Origin of the sequence: Streptomyces sp. NPDC026673 (genome assembly GCF_040638135.1) — a bacterium.
In the GTDB taxonomy this organism is placed as follows: domain Bacteria; phylum Actinomycetota; class Actinomycetes; order Streptomycetales; family Streptomycetaceae; genus Actinacidiphila.
Genome location: NZ_JBEZXR010000020.1, coordinates 22,168 through 43,943, shown reverse-complemented (window position 1 = coordinate 43,943; position 21,776 = coordinate 22,168). Strand labels below are relative to the sequence as shown.

The following is a 21,776-nucleotide window of genomic DNA, read 5'->3' as shown; positions in this document are numbered from 1 at the left end:
CGCCCACTGTAGTGCCGCCGCGTGGGAGCGGGGCCGGTTCCGACAGGGGGCGGGTGTGGGGTTAGGACGCGGGGTACGGTCGTTTGGTTGCTTTTTCCGCCCAATGCCGACCATTCAAGATCGCAAAGGTGGGCACCGGCGGCGAGCTGTCGGCGGCGAGTGGGAGGATGCGTCTCGCGGACCGCGATTCGCCGGGCCGGCTGCGCAAGCCGGGCAACGGAAGCCTGCCGGTTCGCTCTTGTACGTGTCGACGTACCGGGCACGGCGGGGTGGGGGTCGGGGGGCCCGTGCCGCGCCGGATCCGGGCAGAAGGGACCGTGGACGGAGATGCAGATCCGGCTGACCGTTCTCGGGCCGCGCGGCGGGCGTGCCGCGCGCTCCTGCGACGTGCTCGTCACCGCGCCCGCGGGCACCCCCCTGAGTGCCGTGGCGGGCGCGCTCGCGTCCGGCTCCGGCGGCTCGGGGCAGCCCGCGCGGGCCGGGAAGTCCACACCCCCGCTGTACGCGGGCGCCGAGCGGCTGGACCCGGCCACCGCCGTCCTCGGGGTGCCGCCGCTGCTCGACGGCGCGGTCCTGTCGCTGCACGCCCCCGCCGACGGGCACGACGCGGGCCGCCCCACGGCCGCCGCGCGGCTGCACGTCGTCGGCGGGCCCGACGCGGGCGGCGTCCACCTGCTGCAGGGCGGCCGCATCCGGGTCGGCCGATCGGTGGACGCGGACGTCCCGCTGGACGACCCCGACGTCTCCCGGCTGCACTGCGTCATCACGGTGGACGAGGGGGGCCGGGTCACCGTCGCCGACCTCGGCTCCACCAACGGCACCGCCCTCGAGGGCCGCCCGGTGGGCGAGCGCGCGGTGCCCTTCCCCGCGGGCGCGCTGCTGCGGATCGGCGAGACGACCCTCCGCCTGGAACCGGCGCCCCCCGGCTCCGCCGTCCCGCCGCCCCCCGCCTCGATCCCCGCCATCCCCGACGCCGAGGGCCACCTCCATGTGACCCTCCCCCCGACCTCCTGGCCGGACAGCGGCCCCGTGGCGACCTGGCGTCCCGCGCGTCCGGCCGACGGCGCCCCGGAGCGGCCCGCCGCCCGGGTCGCCGTGCCCGGCGACGGGCCCACCACCACCGGCACCGGGGCGGGGGGCGCCGGTGTGGGCTCACCGGCGGCAGCCGCTCCCGGGGACGGCCCGGCGACGGGCGCGCCGGGCACCCCGGCCCGGCGGGACACCCCGCAGCGCGGCCTGTCCGAGCAGACCCGCACGGTCGCGCTGCCGCAGGGCAAGCGCGGCGGCGGGCGGGCCGCCGAGGCCGGCGGCCGGATGGCCGGGGCGATAGGGAGCTGGGCCCGCCGCCTCGCGGCCGGGCGCCCCGCCCCGGGTGACGGTGGTCCGGAGCACGGCGCGGGCGCCTACGACCCGGCCGACGCCGCCGCGCTGCGCGACCGCTGGCCCGATCCCGCGGCCGTCCTGCTGACCGCCCTGGGGCCGGGCCCGCGGCTGTGGGAGCGCGCCCCCGGCCATCCCGACCTGCTCACCGTGCGGCTCGGCACCGCCGACCTGACCGCCGAGGACGGCTACCGGACGCTGCCCGCCGTGCCGTTCACCGTCGACCTGCGCGACCCGCACACCCATGTGCTGGGCCTCGCCGGACCGCGCCCCCGGCTGTCCGGGCTGGCCAGGGCGGTGATCGCCCAGCTGTGCGCCCTGCACCCGCCCGGCGTCCTGGAGGTCGCCCTGATCAGCGCCGACCGCGCCCGTCCCGCCGAGCAGCGGGCCGAGGAGTGGCAGTGGCTGCACTGGCTGCCGCATCTGCGTCCCGCGCACGGGCAGGACTGCCGGCTGCTCACCGCCACGGACCGGGAGCAGGCGGAAGCCCGCGTCGCCGAGGTGGTCCGGCGCATCGAGGAGGGCCCGCTCGGCGCGGGCTGGGCGACGGCCACCCCGGAAGAGGTGGCCGAGGCCGCGGCGCGCCGCGAGGGTCCGTACACGCTGCTGGTGGTGGACGGGGACCCGGGCTCGGCCTATCTGCGCGAGGCCGCCGACCGGATCGCGGCCGCCGGGCCGTCGGTCGGTGTGCACCTGCTGTGCCTGGCCGATCGCCCGGAGCGGCTGGCCGCGCGGTGCGGCGCCGTCGCGGTGCTGGAGGGCGACGTCGCCACGACGCTGCGCATGGAGCCGCACGGCCCGGAGCGGATGACCATGGAGGCGGTCTCCGCCGCCTGGGCCGAGCGCTTCGCGCGGGCCCTCGCCCCGCTGCGCGAGGGGGAGGCCGGCGCGCCCCGCCGTACGCGCTCCGCGCTGCCGCGCACGGCCCGGCTCCTCGACGAGCTGGACCTGGCGCTCGCCACCCCGGCGAAGATCGCCACCCGCTGGGCCGAGCCCGGGCCGTCCGGCGGCGCCGCCGCGGCCGTCCTGGGCGCCGGCCCCGAGGGCAGGGTCCTGGTCGACCTGGTCGCCGAGGGACCTCATCTGCTGGTCGGCGGCGCCCCCGGTTCCGGCAAGACGGAGCTGCTGCGCTCCGTGGCCGCCGCGCTGGCCGCCGCCGAACGGCCGGACCGGCTGGCCCTCGTCCTCGTCGACGGCGCGGGAGCGGAGCGCGGCGACGGCCTGCGCGCCTGCACCGACCTGCCGCACGTCTCCACCTATCTGTCCGCCTCCGAACCGCTGCGGATGCGCGAGTTCGCGCAGGCGCTGGCGGCGGAGCTGAAGCGGCGTGACGAGGTGCTGGACGGAGTGGACTTCGGGCACTGGCACGAGCGCCGGCGGCTGCCCGCCGTACCCCGCCAGGCGGAGCCGGGCGGAGCCCCGGCCGCGGCGGCCGCCGCCGCGGACCCCCAGGTGCGCGGCGCGGTGCGGGTGCGCACCCGCACCACGGAGCCGCTGCCCCGACTGGTGGTCGTGGTCGACGACTTCGACGCCCTGGTCGCCCCGGCTCTCGGCAGTCCCGGCCGTCCGGCCGCCGGTTCGGTGGTCCGGGCCCTGGAGAGCGTGGCGCGCGACGGTGAGCGGCTCGGCGTCCACCTGGTCGCCGCGACCGGCCGCCCGGAGCGCACCGCGGGCACCGACACCGACGACGCGGCGCGGCTGCGGATCGCGCTGCGCACCGAGGAGCCGGAGTCCGCCGCGCTGCTGGTCGCCGTCGAGGAGCCGGCGACCGTCGACGACTCCCTGCCGGGCCGCGGCTATCTGCGCCGCCCGGACGGCGCCGTCACCGCCTTCCAGGCGGGCCGGGTCAGTGGCCGGATCCCGCGGACGGCGACCCTGCGCCCCACGGTCGTCCCGCTGGAGTGGGACCGCATGGGCGATCCGCCCACCCGCCGCCCGGTCCGCGAACTCGGCAACGGCCCCACCGATCTGGCCCTGCTGGCCAGTGCCCTGCAGCGGGCCGCGGAGTCCGCCACGGCCGATCCGGCGCCGCCGCTGCTGTGATCCGTCCCCGTCCCGTTCGCCGGTCAGATCGCGGTCACGATCCAACCGCCGTGCGCTGAGGCGCCATTGCGGCGGTTGTCGGACAAGGCGTAGGGCCGAACGCGGAACAGCGGATGACGCGGGGACGGGACGCCCGGTGGTGGCCTCGGCCACCACCGGCGGGGGCGGCACCTTCTCGCTCCCCCGCCTCGGCGACCGGCGCCCAACCGCGCTTGACCGCCTCGGACTTCGCCGAGCCGCACAACGGCGTCGACCGGCCCGGCCCCCTCGTCCACAGGTACGCCCCGATGGCGGCGGGCGTCATCGCGGCGGGCCCGTCCGGGGTGCCGCGGGAGCCGCTGGAGGCGGCCCGGCTGGACGGCGCGGGCGAACTGCGGCTCTTCGCCACGGTGGTCGTGCCGCCGGGCGGCCCGGCGACCGCCTCGCCCGGCATCTTCCGGTTCCTGTGGGTGGGGGACGACATGCCGGTGGCGCTGATCTTCTCGGACTCCGGCTCGCAGCCGATCACGGCCGCCCTGTGGCAGCAGGTCCGGCAGTTCGGCAACGGCATCGAGATCCCGGCGCCGGGCGCCTTCGTGTCCATGGTGGTCCCGCTCGTCGCCTTCTTCGCCTTCCAGCGCCGGTTCGTCTCCGGTGTCATGGCGGGGCCGTGACGTAGTCCTCCGCAGGTCAGCGGGGCAACACTCCGTCGCCGGACCGGTCGCCGTACGCGGCGTACACCCGGGATATAACGGGCATACGCCGCGTAAGCCGACATTACGGATGTGCTGCCTTGCCACGGTTCAGCGTCATCGTGCCCGTCCACAAGGTGCAGGCCTATCTGCACGAGTGCCTGGAGTCCGTGCTCGGGCAGAGCTTCTCGGACTTCGAGGTGATCGCCGTCGACGACCGCTCCCCCGACGCGAGCGGCGCCATCCTCGACGCCTTCGCGGCCCGCGACCGCCGGGTGACCGCCCTGCACCTGAAGGAGAACGTGGGCCTCGGCCCGGCCCGCAACGCCGGCATGGCCCGCGCCACCGGCGACTACCTGCTCTTCCTCGACAGCGACGACACCCTGGCCCCCGGTGCCCTGCAGGCCGTCGCCGACCGGCTCAAGGAGACCGCCGAGCCGGACGTGCTGGTCTACGACTACGCCCGCACCTACTGGGACGGCCGCGTCGTGCGCAACCAGCGCGCCCACCTGCTCGCCCGGGACGAGCGGCCCGCCGGCCCCCTGGACGACCGCCCCGAGCTTCTGCGGCTGCTCCCCGTCGCCTGGAACAAGGCGTACCGGAGGGAGTTCGTCGAGCGTCGCGGCCTCACCTTCCCGCCCGGCTGGTACGAGGACGTCCCCTGGACCTACCCCCTGCTGCTCGGCGCCCGCACGATCACGGTGCTCGACCGGGTCTGCGTGCACTACCGGCAGCGCCGCCGCGGCAGCATCCTGCGCACCACCAGCAGCCGGCACTTCGACATCTTCGACCAGTACAACCGGGTCTTCGCCTTCCTCGACCGCAACCCCGCCCTCGACGGGTGGCGGCCGGCGCTCTTCGGCCGGATGACCGACCACCTGCTGGCGGTCTACAACACCCCCGGACGGCTGCCGCGCTCCGCGCGGGGCCTCTACTTCAAGCGGTGCAGCGTCCACTTCCGCCACTACCGCCCGCAGGAGCCGGCCGACCGCCCGCGCGGCGGCGTACCCGGTGGCACCCGCAGGCTGCTCGTGCGGCTCGGCGCGCGGCAGGTCTTCGACGCCGTGCGCACCGTCAACGCGCTGCGCAGGAGACTGCGGCGGCTGGGCGGGGACGCGGCGCGGGCGGCACGTGAGGCGTGCCTGCGGCTGCACTACCGGATCCAGCGGCGCCGCTCCCTCGACCCGGACCTCGCCGTGTTCGCGGCCTGCCGCTACGGCGGCTACGGCGGCGACCCCGCCGCCGTGGAGGCCGCCGTCCGCGACCTGGCCCCGCACATCCGCACCGCGTGGATCACGACCCCGGCGTACGCGCACACCCTGCCGCGCGGCGTACGCCGGCTCCAGCCCGGCTCGCCCGCGTACTGGACGGCGCTGGCGCGCGCCACCTACCTGGTCAACGACGTCAACTTCCCGCACGCCTACCGCAAGCGGTTCGGCCAGGTGAACCTGCACACCCACCAGGGGACGCCGCTCGGCCGCATGGGCCTGGACGTCCAGGGGCATCCCGCCGCCTCGGCCGGCCGGGACTTCGCCCGCATGCTCGCCCACACCGACCGCTGGGACTTCTGCCTGTCCGCCAACCCGCACTCGACGGTGGTCTGGGAGCGGGCCTACCCCGCCGGCTACACCACCCTGGAACACGGTCAGCCCCGCAACGACCTCCTGCTGCGTGCCGACGCCGACGACGTGCGCCGGGTCCGCGCCGTGCTCGGCATCCCGCCGGAGGCCACCGCGCTCCTGTACGCGCCCGCGCACCGCGACTACCGGCGCGGCTTCCACCCGCCGGTCGACCTGGTCCGGCTGGCCCGCGAACTCGGCCCCGGCCACGTCGTCCTGTACCGCGCGCCGGACGGCCACGCCGGCACGGCCACGCTGCCCGAGGGGCTGCCGGACACCGTGCTGGACGTCTCCGCCCACCCCTCGGTCCAGGAGCTCTGCCTGGCCGCGGACGCCCTGGTGACCGACTACGCGTCGCTGATGTTCGACTACGCCAACCTCGACCGCCCGATCGTGGTGCACGCCGAGGACTGGACGGCCTACCGGGCCGCCCGCGGCACCTACTTCGACATCACCGCCGAGCCCCCGGGGCCGGTCGCCCGGAGCGAGGACGAACTCCTCGACATCCTCACCACCGGCGCCTGGCGCGGCACCGGCCCGGCGGAGCTGCGGGCGGCGTTCCGGGCGCGCTTCTGCCCGTACGACGACGGCCACGCCGCCGAGCGGGTGGTGCGGCGGGTCTTCCTCGGCGAGGACGGCGGGCAGCCCGCCGCGCTCCCGCCGGAGCGCCGCACCCCGGCCCCGGCGGCGCGCCCGTAGCGGCGGTCACGGTCCCGGCGCCCCGGGCGGGTCCCGCCGCTCCCGCCAAGGCACTACCTCGGCTCCGAGCCGCGGGCCGACGGGCACCGCGCGGCGCTCCCCGGACACCCCGGACGCCGCGGACACCCCAGGCGCCCCGGATGCCGCAGGCTCACCCGGGCGGCGGCGCCGGGGTGCGCTCGTCCGGCTTCAGGACGGGAAGCAGCTCCGGCTCGCCCAGCAGCACGCGCCGCACGGCCCGTTCCGCCGCCCGCCCGTCGTCCCAGGGGCAGAAGCGCGCCCGGAAGGCGGCCCGCAGCTCCGCCGCCTCCGGCGAGGACCAGGCCCCGGAACGGAAGGCGGTGGCGATCCCGGCCTCGTCGCGGGCCACCACGCCCGGGGTGTCGCCGGGCCGGCCGGAGACCAGGTCGAAGTAGACCCCGCGGGCGGCCCGGTAGACCTCCCAGTCGGCGGCGTGCACCACGATCGGGCGGTCGAGGTTGGCGTAGTCGAACATCAGCGACGAGTAGTCCGTGAGCAGGGCGTCGGACGCCAGGCAGAGCTCCTCCAGCGGCGCGTACGCCGAGACGTCCAGCGCCCCCTCGGGCAGTGCCGCCGGTCCGGCCCCCGGGTAGAAGTAGTGCGCCCGCACCAGCACCAGGTACTCCGGCCCCAGTGCCCGGCACAGCCGGTCCAGGTCCAGCTGCGGGACGAACTCCCGCTGGTAGTCGCGGTGCGTGGGGGCCCACAGGATCGCCCGGACACCGTCCGGGACACCCAGCCGGGCCCGGATCCGCCGCACGTCCTCGGCGTCCGCCGCGAAGTAGGCGTCGTTGCGCGGGTACCCGGTCGGCAGCGTCAGGTAGCCGCCGGGGTACACCCGCTCCCAGACCTCGCTGGAGTGCGGGTTGGCGGACAGGGAGTAGTCCCACTGGTCGGCGTGGTCCAGCAGCCGGCGGAAGCTCATGCCCTTGGCCACCGCCGGGTGGGCGCGCAGATCCATGCCCATGTGCTTGAGCGGGGTGCCGTGGTGGGTCTGCAGGTAGATCTGGCCTGGGCGCTTGACGACCTCCCCGGTGAAGTTGGCGTTGTTCACCAGGAAGCGGGCCCGGGCCAGCAGCTCCCAGTAGCGCCGGGAGTTCACCTCGACCCGGTCGACGCCCTCGGGGACCGCGTCCTGCCCGCCGCGCCGGACCACCCACACCCCGTGCAGGTGCGGGGCGAGCTCGAGGGCCTTGCGGTGGATCGCGGCCGGGCTGCACAGCACCCCGCGGTTCCAGTACGCGGCGTACAGGACCAGGTCGTCCTCGAGCGGGCGGCGGCGCTCCAGGGCGTACCAGCGGCGGTACACCTCGCGCGCGGCCGCGTTGCGGCCCGCGCGCAGCCGCCGGGCGGCGCGGGCACGCAGCTCGGCGGCCCGGTGGGCGGCGAAGGTGCCGGGCAGCCCGGCACGGCGGAAGAAGGCGGCCCGGTCCTGCGGGCGCAGCCGCCCGGGGTCGTCCAGGACGGCGCGCAGCCGCCGTTCCCGCTCGGCGCGCAGCACCGGCAGGTCGTGCCGGGCCAGGAGCGCGTCGTACCGGTCGGCCACCGCGAGGTGCCGCGGGCCCGGCGTGCCGGAGAAGCTGCCGTGGCGGCGCTTGCGCCAGGTGACGCAGATCCGGTCCAGGCAGGCGATGCGGGGGGCGGAGAGCAGCATCTCGTACGCCACCGGGACGTCCTCGTACGGGCCGGGCCCGAAGCCGAAGCCGGCCCAGTAGTCGCGCCGCACCACCCGGTTCCAGGCGGCGGGGAAGACGGTCAGGCAGTCGGGGCGCTCGGTGGCCCGGAAGACCGCGTGCCCGGCGAGCGCGGCCGCCTGCAGGAAGGGGCCGTCGCCGCTCTCCCCCCGGTGCTCCCACACGTCGAGGCGGTCGTGGTCGAAGAGCAGCACCTCCGGGTCGCCGGTGGCCCGCAGCCGCGCGTCGAGGGCGGCCAGGGCGCCGGGCGCGAGGAGGTCGTCGGAGTCCAGGAAGAGCAGGTAGTCGCCACTGGCCCGGGCCGCCCCCGCGTTCCGGGCCGGGCCGGGCCCCGCGTTGCGGGGCCGGCGCAGCGGGAGCACCCTGGGGTCGGCGGCGGCGACCTCCTCGACGACCGCCGCGGACCCGTCGGGCGAGCAGTCGTCGACCGCGATCAGCTCCAGGTCCGCGTACCGCTGCCCGAGCACCGACTCCAGGCACGCACGCACGTAGCCCTGGGTCTTCCACACCGGGACGATCACGCTGAACCGAGGCATAGCGCCGAGCGTAAGCAGGACCGGCCCCCGGCGCCCGGTGGATCACCCGAAAAGCGCAGGCGAAGTGACCGAGTCGGCGGTCGCGAGTTGAACCCCTCGCCCCCCTGTCGCCCTCGTCCGGAAAGGGCCACGTCACCGATGTCATCGCGCACGCCCCGCCTCACGGTCGTCGTTCCGGTCCACAACGTCGAGAGCTGGCTGGCGGAGTGCCTGCGCTCGGTGGCCGCCCAGACCCTCGACGCGCTCGACGTGGTCATGGTGGACGACGGCTCCACCGACTCCGGTCCGGAGATCGCCCAGGGGTTCGCCGACCGCGATCCGCGCTTCCGGCTGGTCCGCCAGGAGAACGGCGGGCTGGGGCACGCCCGCAACACCGGTACCCGCCACGCCGACCCGCGCACCGAGTACCTGTGCTTCCTGGACAGCGACGACATCCTTCCGCCGCGCGCCTACGAGAGGCTGGTGGGGCTGCTGGACGGGTCCGGCTCGGACTTCGCGACGGGCAACGTCTGGCGGCTCACCGCCGACGGCCGCAGCCAGGCCTGGCAGCACCGGGACATGACCCGCACCGTCACCGGCACCCACATCACCCGGGACCTGAGCCTGCTCTCCGACCGGGTCGCCTGGAACAAGGTCTTCCGCCGCTCCTTCTGGGACCGGCACCACCTCGCGTTCCCCGAGGGCGTGCTCTACGAGGACACCCCGCTCACCATCCCCGCGCACTTCCTCGCCGAGTCCGTCGACGTGCTGCACGAGCACGTCTACTACTGGCGCATCCGCGAGGGCTCCATCACCCGGCGCCGCACCGACGTGAAGGGCGTGCGCGACCGGATCGCCGCCGTCGACCACGTCAGCCGCTTCCTCGGGGACCCGGCCCGCACCCGCTGGACGTCCTACAAGCGCGCCTACGACCGCTCGGTCCTCACCGACGACCTGCTGTACTTCATCGACGCCCTGCCGATGGCCGGGCCCGAGTACCGGCGGGTCTTCATGGACCGCTGCCGGGACTGGCTCACCCGGGTCGACCCCACCCTCTTCCCCGAACTGCCGGCCGGGCTGCGCATCAAGTGGCACCTGATCGTCAAGGACCGCCTCGACGACCTGCTGGCCGTGCTCGACCACGAACAGCGCAACTCCTCCGGCTTCGCCGTCGCCGGCCCGCCGCTGCGCAAGAGGGCGGTGCTGCGCGGCCCGGACGGCGGCCGGATCACCCTGCCGGCCTCGGCCGCCCGGCTGCGGCGCGCCGACTTCCCGGTCCGCGCGCGGGTGCGCGAGGTGGTGCGGGAGAACGGCCGGCTCGTCCTGCGCGGATACGCCTATCTGCGCAACATCGACGCGGACCGCAAGGGCGCCGCGCACATCACCGCCGTGGCCGTCCACGGCCACGGCCGCCGGGCCAAGGTGGTGCTGCTGCCGGTCAGGATCCGGCAGGAGCCCGCCGCGACCCTCAACTCGCGCCAGGAGGAACACTGCTACGACTGGTCGGGCTTCGAGATCACGATCGACCCGGCCCGGCTGACCACCGGCCGGCGCCAGGGCGAACCGCGGGCGGGCCGCTGGCGGCTCGGGGTGGTCGTCGCGGCGAAAGGCGTCATCCGCAGGGCGGGCCTGCGGGCCGCGGAGGCGGGCTCGGGGGCGTCCCCGCCGTCGTACGCGACCGGCGGCGGGATGCGGCTCGTGCCGTACTACCGGCAGGGGCGGCTGCACCTGTCGGTGGAACCCGAGGTCCGGCGGCTGACCGGTCACCGGGCGGCCGGCGACGGGGCGGTGGAACTGGACTTCACCGGTGCGCGGCAGGCGACCGCGGTCCGGCTGTCGCACTCCGCGAGCCCGACCGTCCTGGAGTATCCGCTGGAGCCCCCGGACCCCGCGGACACGGACGGCGGCGTCCGCCGGGCCCGCGTGCCCCTCGCCGACCTGGCGGCCGCCCGGCCCGCGCTGGAGGCCGGGCCCAAGGAGATCCGCCCCGAGGACACCGACAGCTGGGACGTCGCGCTGCTGCGCCCCGGGCACGCCGATCCCGTCCACCTCGACGACGCGCTGCCCGCCGGGCACTACGACCTGGGCACCGACCCCCGCCTCGGGGGGACGCCGCGGCGGCTGCTGGTCGAGGCGAAGGCGTCGGGGAAGCTGGTGCTGCGCGACCGCACCCCGCAGCCCGTCGCCGACGCCATCGGCTGGACCGCCGAGGGCGCGCTGGTCGTGGCGGGCCGCCTCGCGCCGGGTTCCGCCCCGGGCCCCGCGGAACTGGTGCTGAAGCACGGTACGCACCGCGTCGAGTACGCCGTCCCGGTCCAGGCCGACGGCGTCCCGGGACGGCGTCCGGGGTCCCCGGCACCGTCCAGCGCCATCCCGCCGCTGGCGCTCGCGCCGGAGGACCCGGCGGGTCCGGCCCCCCATCAGGGGCGCCGCTTCACCGCCACCCTGCGCCCCGGCGCGCTGGAGACGCTCGCCGGCACCGTGCCGCTGCCCGCCGGCCGCTGGTACCTGCACCTGCGCGACGGCGCCGGCACCGACGCCCCGGTGCGGGTCGCACCGGGCGTGTTCGAGGCACTGCCGATGGCGGCGGAGGCGGGCGGGAAGACCTTCTGCGTGGACCGGCGCTTCCACGACCGGCTGTTCGTCGACGCCCGGCCCACCGTGCCGGAGCCGCAGCGCGGCCCGTACCGGCAGCGGCTGCTCCGCGAGAGCCACCACCCGCGCACCCGCGGGCTGCCGCGCCGCGAGGCGGTGCTGTACAGCGCCTTCGACGGGCGGGCGTACGGGGACTCGCCGCGCGCCGTCCACGAGGAGCTGCTGCGCCGCCGCGCGGCGGACGGCCTGGAGCACCTGTGGGTGGTCAGGGACGGCCAGGCGCCCCCGGCGGCGAGCGCGCGGCCGGTCGTGCTGCACAGCGCCGCCTGGTACGAGGCGCTCGCCCGCAGCCGCTACATCGTCACCAACACCCACCTGCCGGAGTGGTTCGCGCGCCGCCCCGACCAGACCGTGCTGCAGACCTGGCACGGCACCCCGCTCAAGAGGACGGGCCGGGACCTCGCGGGCACCCTCTGCGCGGACCTGGTACACCTGCCCCGCCCGCCGCGCGACCCTGGCGCCCAGTGGAGCCTGCTGCTGTCGCCGAACGCCCACAGCACCCCCCTGCTGCGTTCCGCGCTCGGCTACGACGGCCCGATCGCCGAGACCGGACTGCCCCGCACGGACGTGCTCCTCGCCGACGACCGCGACAAGATGGCCGCCGCGCTGCGCGACCGGCTGCGGATCCCCCGGGACCGCACGGTGGTGCTGTACGCCCCGACCCGCCGCGACGACCTGGCCTACGACGGCGAGCACTACCGCGTGTCGCCGTACCTGGACCTGGCGGAGGCCGAACGCGCCCTGGGCGCCGACCATGTGCTGCTCTTCCGCTCCCACCCCCTGGTCGCCGACCGCCTCCGCACCCCGCGCTCCGGTTTCGTGCGCGACGTGTCCGCCCACCCGGACGTGGCCGAGCTGCTGCTGATCGCCGACGTCCTGGTCACCGACTACGCGTCACCGGCGGTCGACTTCGCCAACACCGGCCGGCCGATGCTCTTCCTCGTCCCCGACCTGGAGCACTTCCGCGACACCCTGCGCGGTTTCTACCCCGACTTCGAGGCCCAGGCCCCGGGCCCGCTGCTGCACTCCACCGCCGACCTGGCCGGCGCGCTGCGCGACCTCGGCACCGTGGCACGGCACAGCGCCGACGCGTACGCGCACTTCCGCACCACGTTCTGCCACCTCGACGACGGCGGTGCGGCGGCCCGCGCCGCCGACCGGCTGCTCGAGTCCGACCGCCACCGACCCTGAGGGAACCCAGGATCCACATGCCCCGCTTCTCCGTCATCGTCCCGGTCCACACGGTTCAGGGCTATCTGCGCGCCTGCCTCGACTCGGTGCTGTCGCAGTCACTGCCCGACCTCGAGGTGATCGCCGTCGACGACCGCTCGCCGGACCACTGCGGCCGCATCCTCGACGAGTACGCGGCCCGCGACTCCCGGGTGATCGCGCTGCACCACGAGGAGAACCTGGGCGTGGGGCGGTCCCGCAACACCGGGGCCGAGCGGGCCACCGGCGACTACCTGCTCTTCCTCGACGGCGACGACACCCTCGCCCCCGGCTCCCTGGAGGCGGTCGCCGAACGCCTGAAGCAGGACGGCGACCCCGACATCCTCTACTTCGACCATGTGCGCACCTACTGGTGGGAGGCGTCCGAGAAGAGCGTCTTCGGGGAGCTGCTCGCCTCGGCCGGCACGGACGTCTTCCGGATCACCGAACGCCCGGAGTTCCTGCGGCTCTTCGCGATGACCTCCAACCGGGTCTACCGCCGCGCCTTCTACCGGGGGCACGGCTTCTCCTTCAGCGACGGCATCTACGAGGACGCCCTCGTCTCCTATGTGACGATGCTCAGCGCCGAGCGCATCTCGTGCCTGGCACGCGTGGTGCTGGAGTACCGGCAGCGTCGCAGCGGCGCCAGCACCCGCAGCCCGGGCCGCAACCACTTCGTCATCCTCGACCAGTACACCCGGCTCTTTGACTTCCTCGACGGGCCCGGCCGCGAGCATCTGGCGCCGCTGCGGCCGATGCTGTTCGAGCGGGCCGTGAGCCACTTCCTGTTCTGCCTGGGCAACCCCGACCGAATCCCGCCCCGGCTGCGCGGCGCGTTCTTCCGGCTCGCCGCCCGCTGGTACGCCCGCCACCTGCCGGAGGGCTTCACGGCCCCGGCGGACAAGGCCGTCGGCTACCGGCGGCTCGCCCGCGGCAGCTGGCTGCTGGCACGGCTGGGCGACGTGCCGGGAGAGGCCCGCAGGGAGCTGGCCCGGCGCAGGCGCCGGATGCGCCGGCGGCTGGCGCAGCGCGCCAAGTCCGCCCTGTACGCGTACCACCTGCGGCGGCCGCTCGACCCCCACCTCGCGGTGTACTCGGCCTACTGGGACCGCGGGGTGTTCTGCAACCCGGCCGCGATCTACCACAAGGCCCGGGAACTCGCCCCCGCCGTCCACGGGGTGTGGCTGGTCCGCAAGTCCGACGTCCCCCGGGTGCCCAAGGGCGTGGACTACGTCGTGCCGCGCACCCGGCGCTACTGGCGGCTGATGGCCCGGGCCACGTACCTGGTCAGCAACGTCAACTTCCCCAATGACGTACTGAAGCGACCCGGCAGCGTCCACCTGCAGACCCACCACGGCACCCCGCTGAAGAAAATGGGGATCGACCAGCAGCGCTACCCCGCCTCCGCCAAGGGCATGAGCTTCCGCCGGCTGCTGGAGCGGGTGGACCGCTGGGACTACAGCCTCTCCTCCAATCCGCACTCCAGCGAGATCTGGGAACGCGTCTACCCCTCCTCCTGGCAGCATCTGGAGACCGGCTACCCCCGCAACGACGTCTTCCTGACCGCCGGCGCCGCGGAGGTCGCCCACGCCCGCGCGGCCCTGGGCATCGCACCCGGCCGCACCGCGATCCTGTACGCGCCGACGACGCGCGACTACCAGAAGAACTTCGTGCCGCGGCTGGACGTGGAACGGGTGTGCCGGGCACTCGGCGAGGACTTCGTGCTGCTGACCCGCATCCACTACTTCCACGGCGAGGACGCCCGGCTGAAGGCGCTGCACAAGGAGGGACTGCTGGTCGACGTCTCCCGGCACCCGTCGGTCGAACAGCTGTGCCTGGCCGCCGACGCCCTCGTCACCGACTATTCGTCGATCATGTTCGACTACGCCCTCCTCGACCGGCCCATCGTCGTCCACGCCGACGACTGGCCGGTCTACCGGGCCAGCCGCGGGGTCTACTTCGACCTGCTGTCCGGCGCCCCGGGCGACACCCCCGGAGCCGTCTCCACCAGCGACGACGAGCTGATCTCCGTCTTCCGCGACGGCGCCTGGAACGGCGCCGCCGCGGCGGAACTGCGGGCCGCCTTCCGCCGGCGCTTCTGCGCCTTCGACGACGGGCGGGCCGCCGAACGGGTCGTGCGGCGCGTCTTCCTGGGCGAGACCGAGCCGCTGCCCCTCGTCCCGCTCGACGCCCGCACCCCCGCGCCGGCCCCCGCGCCCCACGGTGTCCCCACCCCGCCGCGGGAGCCGCGCACCGGGCCGCAGACCGGGCCGCACTCCGGACCGCACTCCGGGCCGCAGGAAGCCGCCGCCCACCCGTAGCCGGGCCCCCGTACGGGCCCCGCCGGGATGCAGCCGCGCCCGTCACGATCAAGCATCGAGTGGAACGAGGTGACGAGTCGACGACGGCCGGGAGGGCGATGGTGACCGGCGTGCTGACCCAGCGGGACTGGCGGATCCAGGCGTACGAACTGCGGGAGGTGCGGCAGCCCTCGCCCTACCTGGTCCTCGGCACCCTCTTCTGGGTGGTGGTGGCCGTCCGCGCCTGGCAGTCCCCCGTCGCCTCCGACTTCGGGCAGCACGCCGCGGCGATCGAGCGGATCGCCGCGGACTGGTGGCATCCGGCCAACCCGCTGCTCGACGTACCGGGCTCCGGCAGCCCGTACTTCACCCCCTACACCGTCCTGCTCGGGCTGCTGTCGAAGCTGACGGGCGTTCCGGGCTGGCAGCTGCTCAAGGCCTGCGGCCCGGTCAACCTGGCTCTGGTCGTCACCGGTATCGGGGCCTTCACCCGCGTGCTGAGCAACCGGCGCTGGGCGCCGGTGCTGGCGCTCGCCGCGTTCGTCCTGCTGTGGGGGCCGCAGCACAAGGAGTGGAGCGGCTTCCTCGGCCTGCAGTCGATGATCCGGGGGCTGGCCTACCCCAGTGCCTTCGCCGTCGGGGTGACCTTCTGGGTGTGGGCGCTCACCGCGCGGGCCGCCCGGCGCGGCTTCGCCGGGACATGGCTGCACGCCGGCCTCGGGCTGCTCATCGGGACGGTGCTGCTCGTACACCCCTTCACGGCGATGGGCACCGTCATCGGGGTGATCGCCATCGTCATCGGCATGCAGCGCACGCCCGTCGCGGCCGGCGTCTTCGGCCGGTGGGCGCTGACCGGCGCCGTCGCCTTCGCGATCGCCGCCTGGTGGCCGTACTTCAGCCTCTCCGCCCTGCTGGGCGACCCCACGGTCGACGACATCCACCGGCGGCTCTACGCGGACCTGTGGCAGTGGTACGGCCTGGCCCTGGCCGGGCTGCCCGCCCTGCTGTGGCGGCTGCGGCTCAACCGCTTCGACCCGCTGGTGCTGATGTTCGCCGCGGACTGCGCGGTCGCCGCCTACGGCTGGCTGAGCGGTTCCTACTCCTTCGGGCGGATCTTCGGGCTGCTGCTGGTGCCGCTGCAGTTCGCGCTGGCGGTGGAACTCGCCGGGGCCCCTCCGTGGACGCCGCTGCGGAGGGTGCTGGCCCCGGTGGCGGCGGTGGCGGCCTGCGCGGGCCTGGTGGCGCAGGCGGGCGCGATCGTGCCGCCGCGCTACGTACCGCCGGCGCTGCAGCTGCAGCGGCTGAGCACCTGGCCCAGCTACCTGTGGGCGCAGGAGCACATCGCCGTCGGCGACGTGCTCCTCACCGACGACTACACCCCCAAGCACGTCATGCCCGCCTACGGCGCGTTCCTGGTGTCACCGACCTGGCCCGACCCGTCGACGACGCAGACCGACCGCGAGCGCCGCGAGGGCGACGTACGCGCCTACCTGTCCCCCTCGACGCCCATGGACCAGCGCCTGGCCATCGCCCGCCGCTACCACGTGAAGTGGGTGATGACCGAGCCGGACGACCCGGCCCCGCCGGGCGGCGTCCAGGTCGCCCAGGGCCCGCGCACCGGCGAGCGGCTGTACCGGATCGGCTGAGCCGTCCACGCGGCAGAGGCCGGGGAGCGTGCTCCCCGGCCCCTGCCGTCGTACGGTCGCCGTCAGGCGTCAGGCGTCAGGCGCCGTGTGTCGGCGCCGTGTGTCAGCGCCGCGCGCGCAGCAGCGAGCGGATCGTCCGCATCGCCACCGACAGGTTCGCCAGGTCGAAGCTCTCCGAGCCCTGGATCTCGTCGAGCGTCGTCCTGGCGCGCCCGACCAGCGCGCTGTTGGACTCCTCCCACGCCTGGTAGCGCTGCTCCGGCGTGGACGAGCCGTTGCCGACGGAGAGCACGTCCTGGGTCAGCGCCGCGTGCGCCGCGAAGAGGTCCTCGCGGATCGACGCGCGGGCCATGGAGTGCCAGCGGTCGGCGCGCGGCAGCTCGATGATGCGGTCGAGCAGCTGCGTGATCTGCAGCCGGTCGGCGAGGTCGTAGTAGACCTCGGCGACCGCCAGCGGGTCCTTGCCCGTCCGGTCGGCGACGTCGACGATGTCGAGGGCCGGGAAGGCGGAGGAGAGCCCGGCCACCTTCGTCGCCAGCTCCTCCGGCACGCCCGCGCCGGTCAGCTCGTCGTGGATCGACTCGTACCACTCCAGGTCCGCGCCGCGCAGCAGCTTGGGCAGCACCGCCCACACGGTCGTGACGCCGTCGCGGAAGAAGTCGATCGTCTCGGCGATCGCCAGCGGCTGCGGCCGGTTGTTCAGCAGCCAGCGGGTGCCGCGCTCGACCAGCCGCCGCGAGTGCAGCCGGATCCGGGTCTGGACGTCGGCCGGGACGACCGTGTCCAGGGCCTCCACCTCGTCCCAGATCGCGCCCAGGCCGAAGATGGCGCGGGCCGCGGTGTGCGCCCGGACGATCTCCTCGGTGGTGGCCCCGGTCTCCTCCCGGAAGCGGTGCAGGAAGGTGCTGCCGCCGGTGTTGACCGTGTCGTTGACCAGCACCGTCGTCACGATCTCGCGGCGCAGCGCGTGCCCGTCGATCTGCGCCGGGAACCGCTCGTGCAGCGCCTTGGGGAAGTACGCGTCGAGCAGCTGCCGCAAGTACGGGTCGTCGGGCAGATCCGTGGTGAGCAGCTCCTCCGCCACGGTGATCTTGGTGTAGGCGAGGAGGACGGCCAGCTCCGGCTGGGTCAGGCCGTGGCCCGCGTTCAGCCGCTCGCGGATCTGCCGGTCGGAGGGCAGGAACTCCAGCGCCCGGTCCAGCTTGCCGTCCCGGACCAGCCTGCGCAGGAAGCGCTGGTGGGCGTGGAGCAGGCTGCCGGACTGGGCCATGCCGTTGGCCAGGGCCACGTTCTGCGCGTAGTTGTTGCGCAGCACGAGGGCTCCGACCTCGTCGGTCATCTCGGCCAGCAGCGAGTTGCGCTGCTTGACGGTCATGTCGCCCTCGGCGACGACCGCGTTGACCAGGATCTTGATGTTGACCTCGTGGTCGGAGGCGTCCACGCCGGCGCTGTTGTCGATGGCGTCGGTGTTGACCCGTCCGCCGGACTGGGCGAACTCGATCCGGCCGAGCTGGGTCAGGCCCAGGTTGCCGCCTTCGCCGACGACCTTGGCGCGCAGCTCGCAGCCGTCCACGCGGATCGCGTCGTTGGCCTTGTCGCCGACGTCCGCGTGGGACTCGGTGGCGGCCTTCACATAGGTGCCGATGCCGCCGTTCCACAGCAGGTCCACCGGGGCCTTGAGGATCGCCTTCATCAGGTCGGCCGGGGTCATCTTCGCCACCGGCTGCTCGATGCCGAGCGCCTTGCGGATCTGCGGGGTGATCGTGATCGCCTTGGCGCTGCGCGGGAAGATCCCGCCGCCGTGCGAGATCAGCTTCGCGTCGTACTCCGCCCACGAGGAGCGCGGCAGCTCGAACATCCGGCGCCGCTCGGCGAACGAGGTCGCCGCGTCGGGCTGCGGGTCGATGAAGATGTGCCGGTGGTCGAAGGCCGCGACCAGCCGGATGTGCTCGCTGAGCAGCATGCCGTTGCCGAAGACGTCACCGGACATGTCGCCGACGCCGACGACGGTGAAGTCCTCGTTCTGGGTGTCGTGGCCCATCTCGCGGAAGTGCCGCTTGACCGACTCCCAGGCGCCGCGGGCGGTGATGCCCATCTTCTTGTGGTCGTAGCCGACCGAGCCGCCGGAGGCGAAGGCGTCGCCGAGCCAGAAGCCGTACGACGTGGCGACCTCGTTGGCGATGTCCGAGAAGGACGCGGTGCCCTTGTCGGCCGCCACCACCAGGTAGGTGTCGTCGCCGTCGTGGCGGACCACGTCGGCCGGCGGCACGACCTGCCCGCCGACCAGGTTGTCGGTGACGTCGAGCAGACCGGAGATGAAGGTCTTGTACGAGGTGATGCCCTCGGTCAGCCACGCCTCGCGGTCGGCCGCCGGGTCCGGCAGCTGCTTGGCGACGAAGCCGCCCTTGGCGCCGACCGGCACGATGACGGTGTTCTTCACCATCTGCGCCTTGACCAGACCGAGGACCTCGGTGCGGAAGTCCTCGCGCCGGTCGGACCAGCGCAGGCCGCCGCGGGCGACCTTGCCGAAGCGCAGGTGCACGCCCTCCACGCGCGGGGAGTACACCCAGATCTCGTACGCCGGGCGCGGCGCGGGCAGGTCCGGGATCGCCTGCGGGTCGAACTTCATCGACACATAGGCGTGCGGCTTGCCGCCGTCGGCGCGCTGGAAGTAGTTGGTGCGCAGCGTCGCCTTGATGAGGGTGAGGAAGGAGCGCAGGATGCGGTCCTCGTCCAGGCTCGCGACCTGCTCCAGGGCGGCGTCCACCTCCTCCAGCAGGGCGTCGGTCAGCTCGCTGCCGGCCCGCTGGTGGTCCGGGGAGAGCCGGGCCTGGAAGAGGTTGACCAGCAGCCGGGTGGTGTGGACGTTGTTGCGGAGGGTGTCCTCCATGTAGTCCTGCGAGAAGGCCGTGCCGGCCTGCCGCAGGTACTTGGCGTACGCCCGCAGCACCATCGCCTGGCGCCAGGTCAGCCCGGCCCGCAGCACCAGGGAGTTGAAGCCGTCGTTCTCGGCCTGCCCGGTCCACGTCGCGGTGAAGGCGTCCTGGAAGCGCTCGCGGGCGTCGTCGCCGAGGTCGCCCAGCGACGGGTCGATCCGCAGCCCGAAGTCGTAGATCCAGGCCCGGGTGCCGTCGGCGCGGCGCATCTCGTACGGGCGCTCGTCGATGACCTCGACGCCCAGGCGCTGCAGCACCGGCAGCACCGCCGACAGCGACACGGGGGCGCCGGTGCGGTAGATCTTGAAGCGGCGCTCGTCGGGGGCGGCGCCCACCGGCTCGTACAGGCTGAGGCAGAAGTCCTCGCCGTTGAGGCGCTCCAGGTGCTGCAGGTCGGCGACGGCCGCGCGGGGCGTGAAGTCGGCGCGGTAGCCGTCGGGGAAGGCGTGCGCGTAGCGGCGGGTCAGCTCGGCCGCGCGCTCCTCGCCGCACTCGGAGGTCAGCGCCTCGGCGAAGCCGTCGGCCCAGGAGCGGGCGGCGTCGGCGAGCCGGTTCTCGATCCGCTCGACGTCGCGGTCGGTGAGGTGCGGCAGCGTGGTGCCGGCCGCGACGCGGACCACGAAGTGCAGCCGGGAGAGCACCGACTCGGTGTTCCAGGCGGTGAAGTCCGCGGTGACCCCGTTCAGCTCCTCCTTGAGGATGTCGGTCAGCCGCAGCCGCACGCCCGTGGTGTAGCGGTCCCGGGGCAGGTAGACCAGCGCCGAGAAGTAGCGGCCGTACTCGTCCTGGCGCAGGAACAGCCGCAGCCGGCGGCGCTCCTGCAGGTACAGCACGCTGGTGACGATCTCGCGCAGCTCGTCCGGGCCGGTCTGGAAGAGCTCGTCGCGCGGGTAGGTCTCCAGGATCTGCAGCAGGTCGCGGCCGTCGTGGCTGTCCGGGGAGAACCCGGCGCCGTCCAGCACCTCCTGGACCTTGCGGCGGATCACCGGCACGCGGCGCACGGACTCGGTGTAGGCGGCCGAGGAGAACAGGCCGAGGAAGCGGCGCTCGCCGATGACGTTGCCGTCGGCGTCGAACTTCTTCACCCCGATGTAGTCGAGGTAGGACGGGCGGTGCACGGTGGAGCGGCTGTTGGCCTTGGTGAGGATCAGCAGCTTGTGCTCGCGGGCCTTCTTGCGGGCGTCCGCGGGCAGCCGGTTGAAGGACGGCGAGACCGCGTGGGCGCCGTCGGTCTCGTCGACGCGGTGCCGCGGGTCGGAGCGCAGGATGCCCAGCCCGGTGCCGGGGACGGCGGTGAGCACGTCCTCCTCGCCCTCGGGGGTGCTCTCCGTGGTGAGCGCGTACTCGCGGTAGCCGAGGAAGGTGAAGTGGTCCTCGGAGAGCCAGCGCAGCAGCTCCCATGCCTCGCCGACCTCCTGCTCGGGCAGGGCGGGCGGGGTCGCGGCCAGTTCGTCGGCGATGCGCAGCGCGGCGTCGCGCATCTTCCGCCAGTCCTCGACGGCCTCGCGGACGTCGGAGAGCACGCGGCGCAGATCCGTGGTGATCTGCTTCAGGTCCTCGCGGTCGGTCTCGCGGTCGACCTCGACGTGGATCCAGGACTCGGTCAGCACATCGTGCGGGAGGGCGGCCGAGTCTCCGGAGGCGGCGTCCAGCACCTCCAGCAGCTTCCCGGTCACATCGCGGCGCACCAGCATCTGCGGGTGGACGACGACGTGGATCGCGCGGTCCTGCCGGGACAGCTCGTTGGTGACGGAGTCCACCAGGAACGGCATGTCGTCGGTGACCACCTCGACCACCGTGTGGCTGCACGTCCAGCCGTTCTCCTCGACCGAGGGGGTGTGCACGCGGACGTTGGCCGTCCCCTGTGGGCGCACCTCGGCGAGCCGGTGGTGGGACACGGCGGCGCCGAAGACGTCCACCGGGTCGCGGTCGAGCAGGTCCTCCGGGGCGCTGTGCAGGTAGTAGCGCTGGAGGAACGCTCCCAGCGCCTCCTTCTCGAGGCCCTGGCCAGGTTGTCCCCCCGCCGGGCTGTTCTCAGCTACCCGGGCCGCCCGTGCGAGCAGCTCGGCCTTTGCTTCGTCCAGCTTGGTCTGCATGTCCTCATGCTCCTGTCGCGCGCCATTGCGTGACGTAGGTAGTGGTGATCGGTGGATCAGCGCTGATCACGCTGTAAGGCTATCGCTACGGCCGGGGGGGCTGTCAGGGGCTCTTTGTGTACAAAACCACGAACCAATCTTTGACGAACTGGACAGTCCGGCCGGGCGGGTGCAGGTTGAGGAGGGGAGCGTCTCAGGGATGTATCGAGACGTTCACACAACGGCAGCGCGAGACAGCAGGGCGGCGCGGCAGCACGCGGCGGACGGACAGCAGACGGCGAGAGGCGGGACA

8 protein-coding genes are annotated in these 21,776 nt (G+C 74.4%); 6 read left to right on the top strand and 2 right to left on the bottom strand.

The genetic code is table 11. The features are described from left to right. The first annotated feature begins 327 nt into the window (after positions 1-327). From AB0F62_RS16415 to AB0F62_RS16405, 3 genes are all read left to right on the top strand, one after another. Positions 328-3,423 (top strand): FtsK/SpoIIIE domain-containing protein, encoded by a 3,096-nt coding sequence (locus AB0F62_RS16415; protein WP_361798343.1) that lies wholly within the window; start codon positions 328-330, stop codon positions 3,421-3,423. 287 nt (positions 3,424-3,710) lie between these two features. Then, complete coding sequence (locus AB0F62_RS16410) at positions 3,711-4,076, top strand: ABC transporter permease subunit (RefSeq protein ID WP_361798542.1); 366 nt, start codon at positions 3,711-3,713, stop codon at positions 4,074-4,076. A gap of 119 nt (positions 4,077-4,195) precedes the next feature. Then, positions 4,196-6,412: a bifunctional glycosyltransferase family 2 protein/CDP-glycerol:glycerophosphate glycerophosphotransferase gene (locus AB0F62_RS16405; protein WP_361798340.1), complete on the top strand. Its 2,217-nt coding sequence runs from the start codon at positions 4,196-4,198 to the stop codon at positions 6,410-6,412. A gap of 151 nt (positions 6,413-6,563) precedes the next feature. On the opposite strand, the gene AB0F62_RS16400 is transcribed toward AB0F62_RS16405, so the two are convergent. Then, positions 6,564-8,663, bottom strand: a complete 2,100-nt coding sequence (locus AB0F62_RS16400; RefSeq protein WP_361798337.1) for a CDP-glycerol glycerophosphotransferase family protein — start codon at positions 8,661-8,663, stop codon at positions 6,564-6,566. A gap of 138 nt (positions 8,664-8,801) precedes the next feature. On the opposite strand from AB0F62_RS16400, the gene AB0F62_RS16395 reads away from it, so the two are divergent. From AB0F62_RS16395 to AB0F62_RS16385, 3 genes are read left to right on the top strand one after another with little or no spacing between them, the layout of a single operon-like run. After that, positions 8,802-12,488 (top strand): CDP-glycerol glycerophosphotransferase family protein, encoded by a 3,687-nt coding sequence (locus AB0F62_RS16395; RefSeq protein ID WP_361798334.1) that lies wholly within the window; start codon positions 8,802-8,804, stop codon positions 12,486-12,488. Between the two features lie 17 nt (positions 12,489-12,505). Beyond that, positions 12,506-14,827 carry a CDP-glycerol:glycerophosphate glycerophosphotransferase gene (locus AB0F62_RS16390; protein WP_361798331.1) on the top strand — a complete coding sequence of 774 codons (2,322 nt, stop codon included), beginning with the start codon at positions 12,506-12,508 and terminating at the stop codon, positions 14,825-14,827. 59 nt (positions 14,828-14,886) lie between these two features. Further along, positions 14,887-16,452 carry a hypothetical protein gene (locus tag AB0F62_RS16385; protein ID WP_361798328.1) on the top strand — a complete coding sequence of 522 codons (1,566 nt, stop codon included), beginning with the start codon at positions 14,887-14,889 and terminating at the stop codon, positions 16,450-16,452. A gap of 103 nt (positions 16,453-16,555) precedes the next feature. On the opposite strand, the gene AB0F62_RS16380 is transcribed toward AB0F62_RS16385, so the two are convergent. Beyond that, positions 16,556-21,484: an NAD-glutamate dehydrogenase gene (locus AB0F62_RS16380; RefSeq protein WP_361798325.1), complete on the bottom strand. Its 4,929-nt coding sequence runs from the start codon at positions 21,482-21,484 to the stop codon at positions 16,556-16,558. Positions 21,485-21,776: the final 292 nt, after the last annotated feature.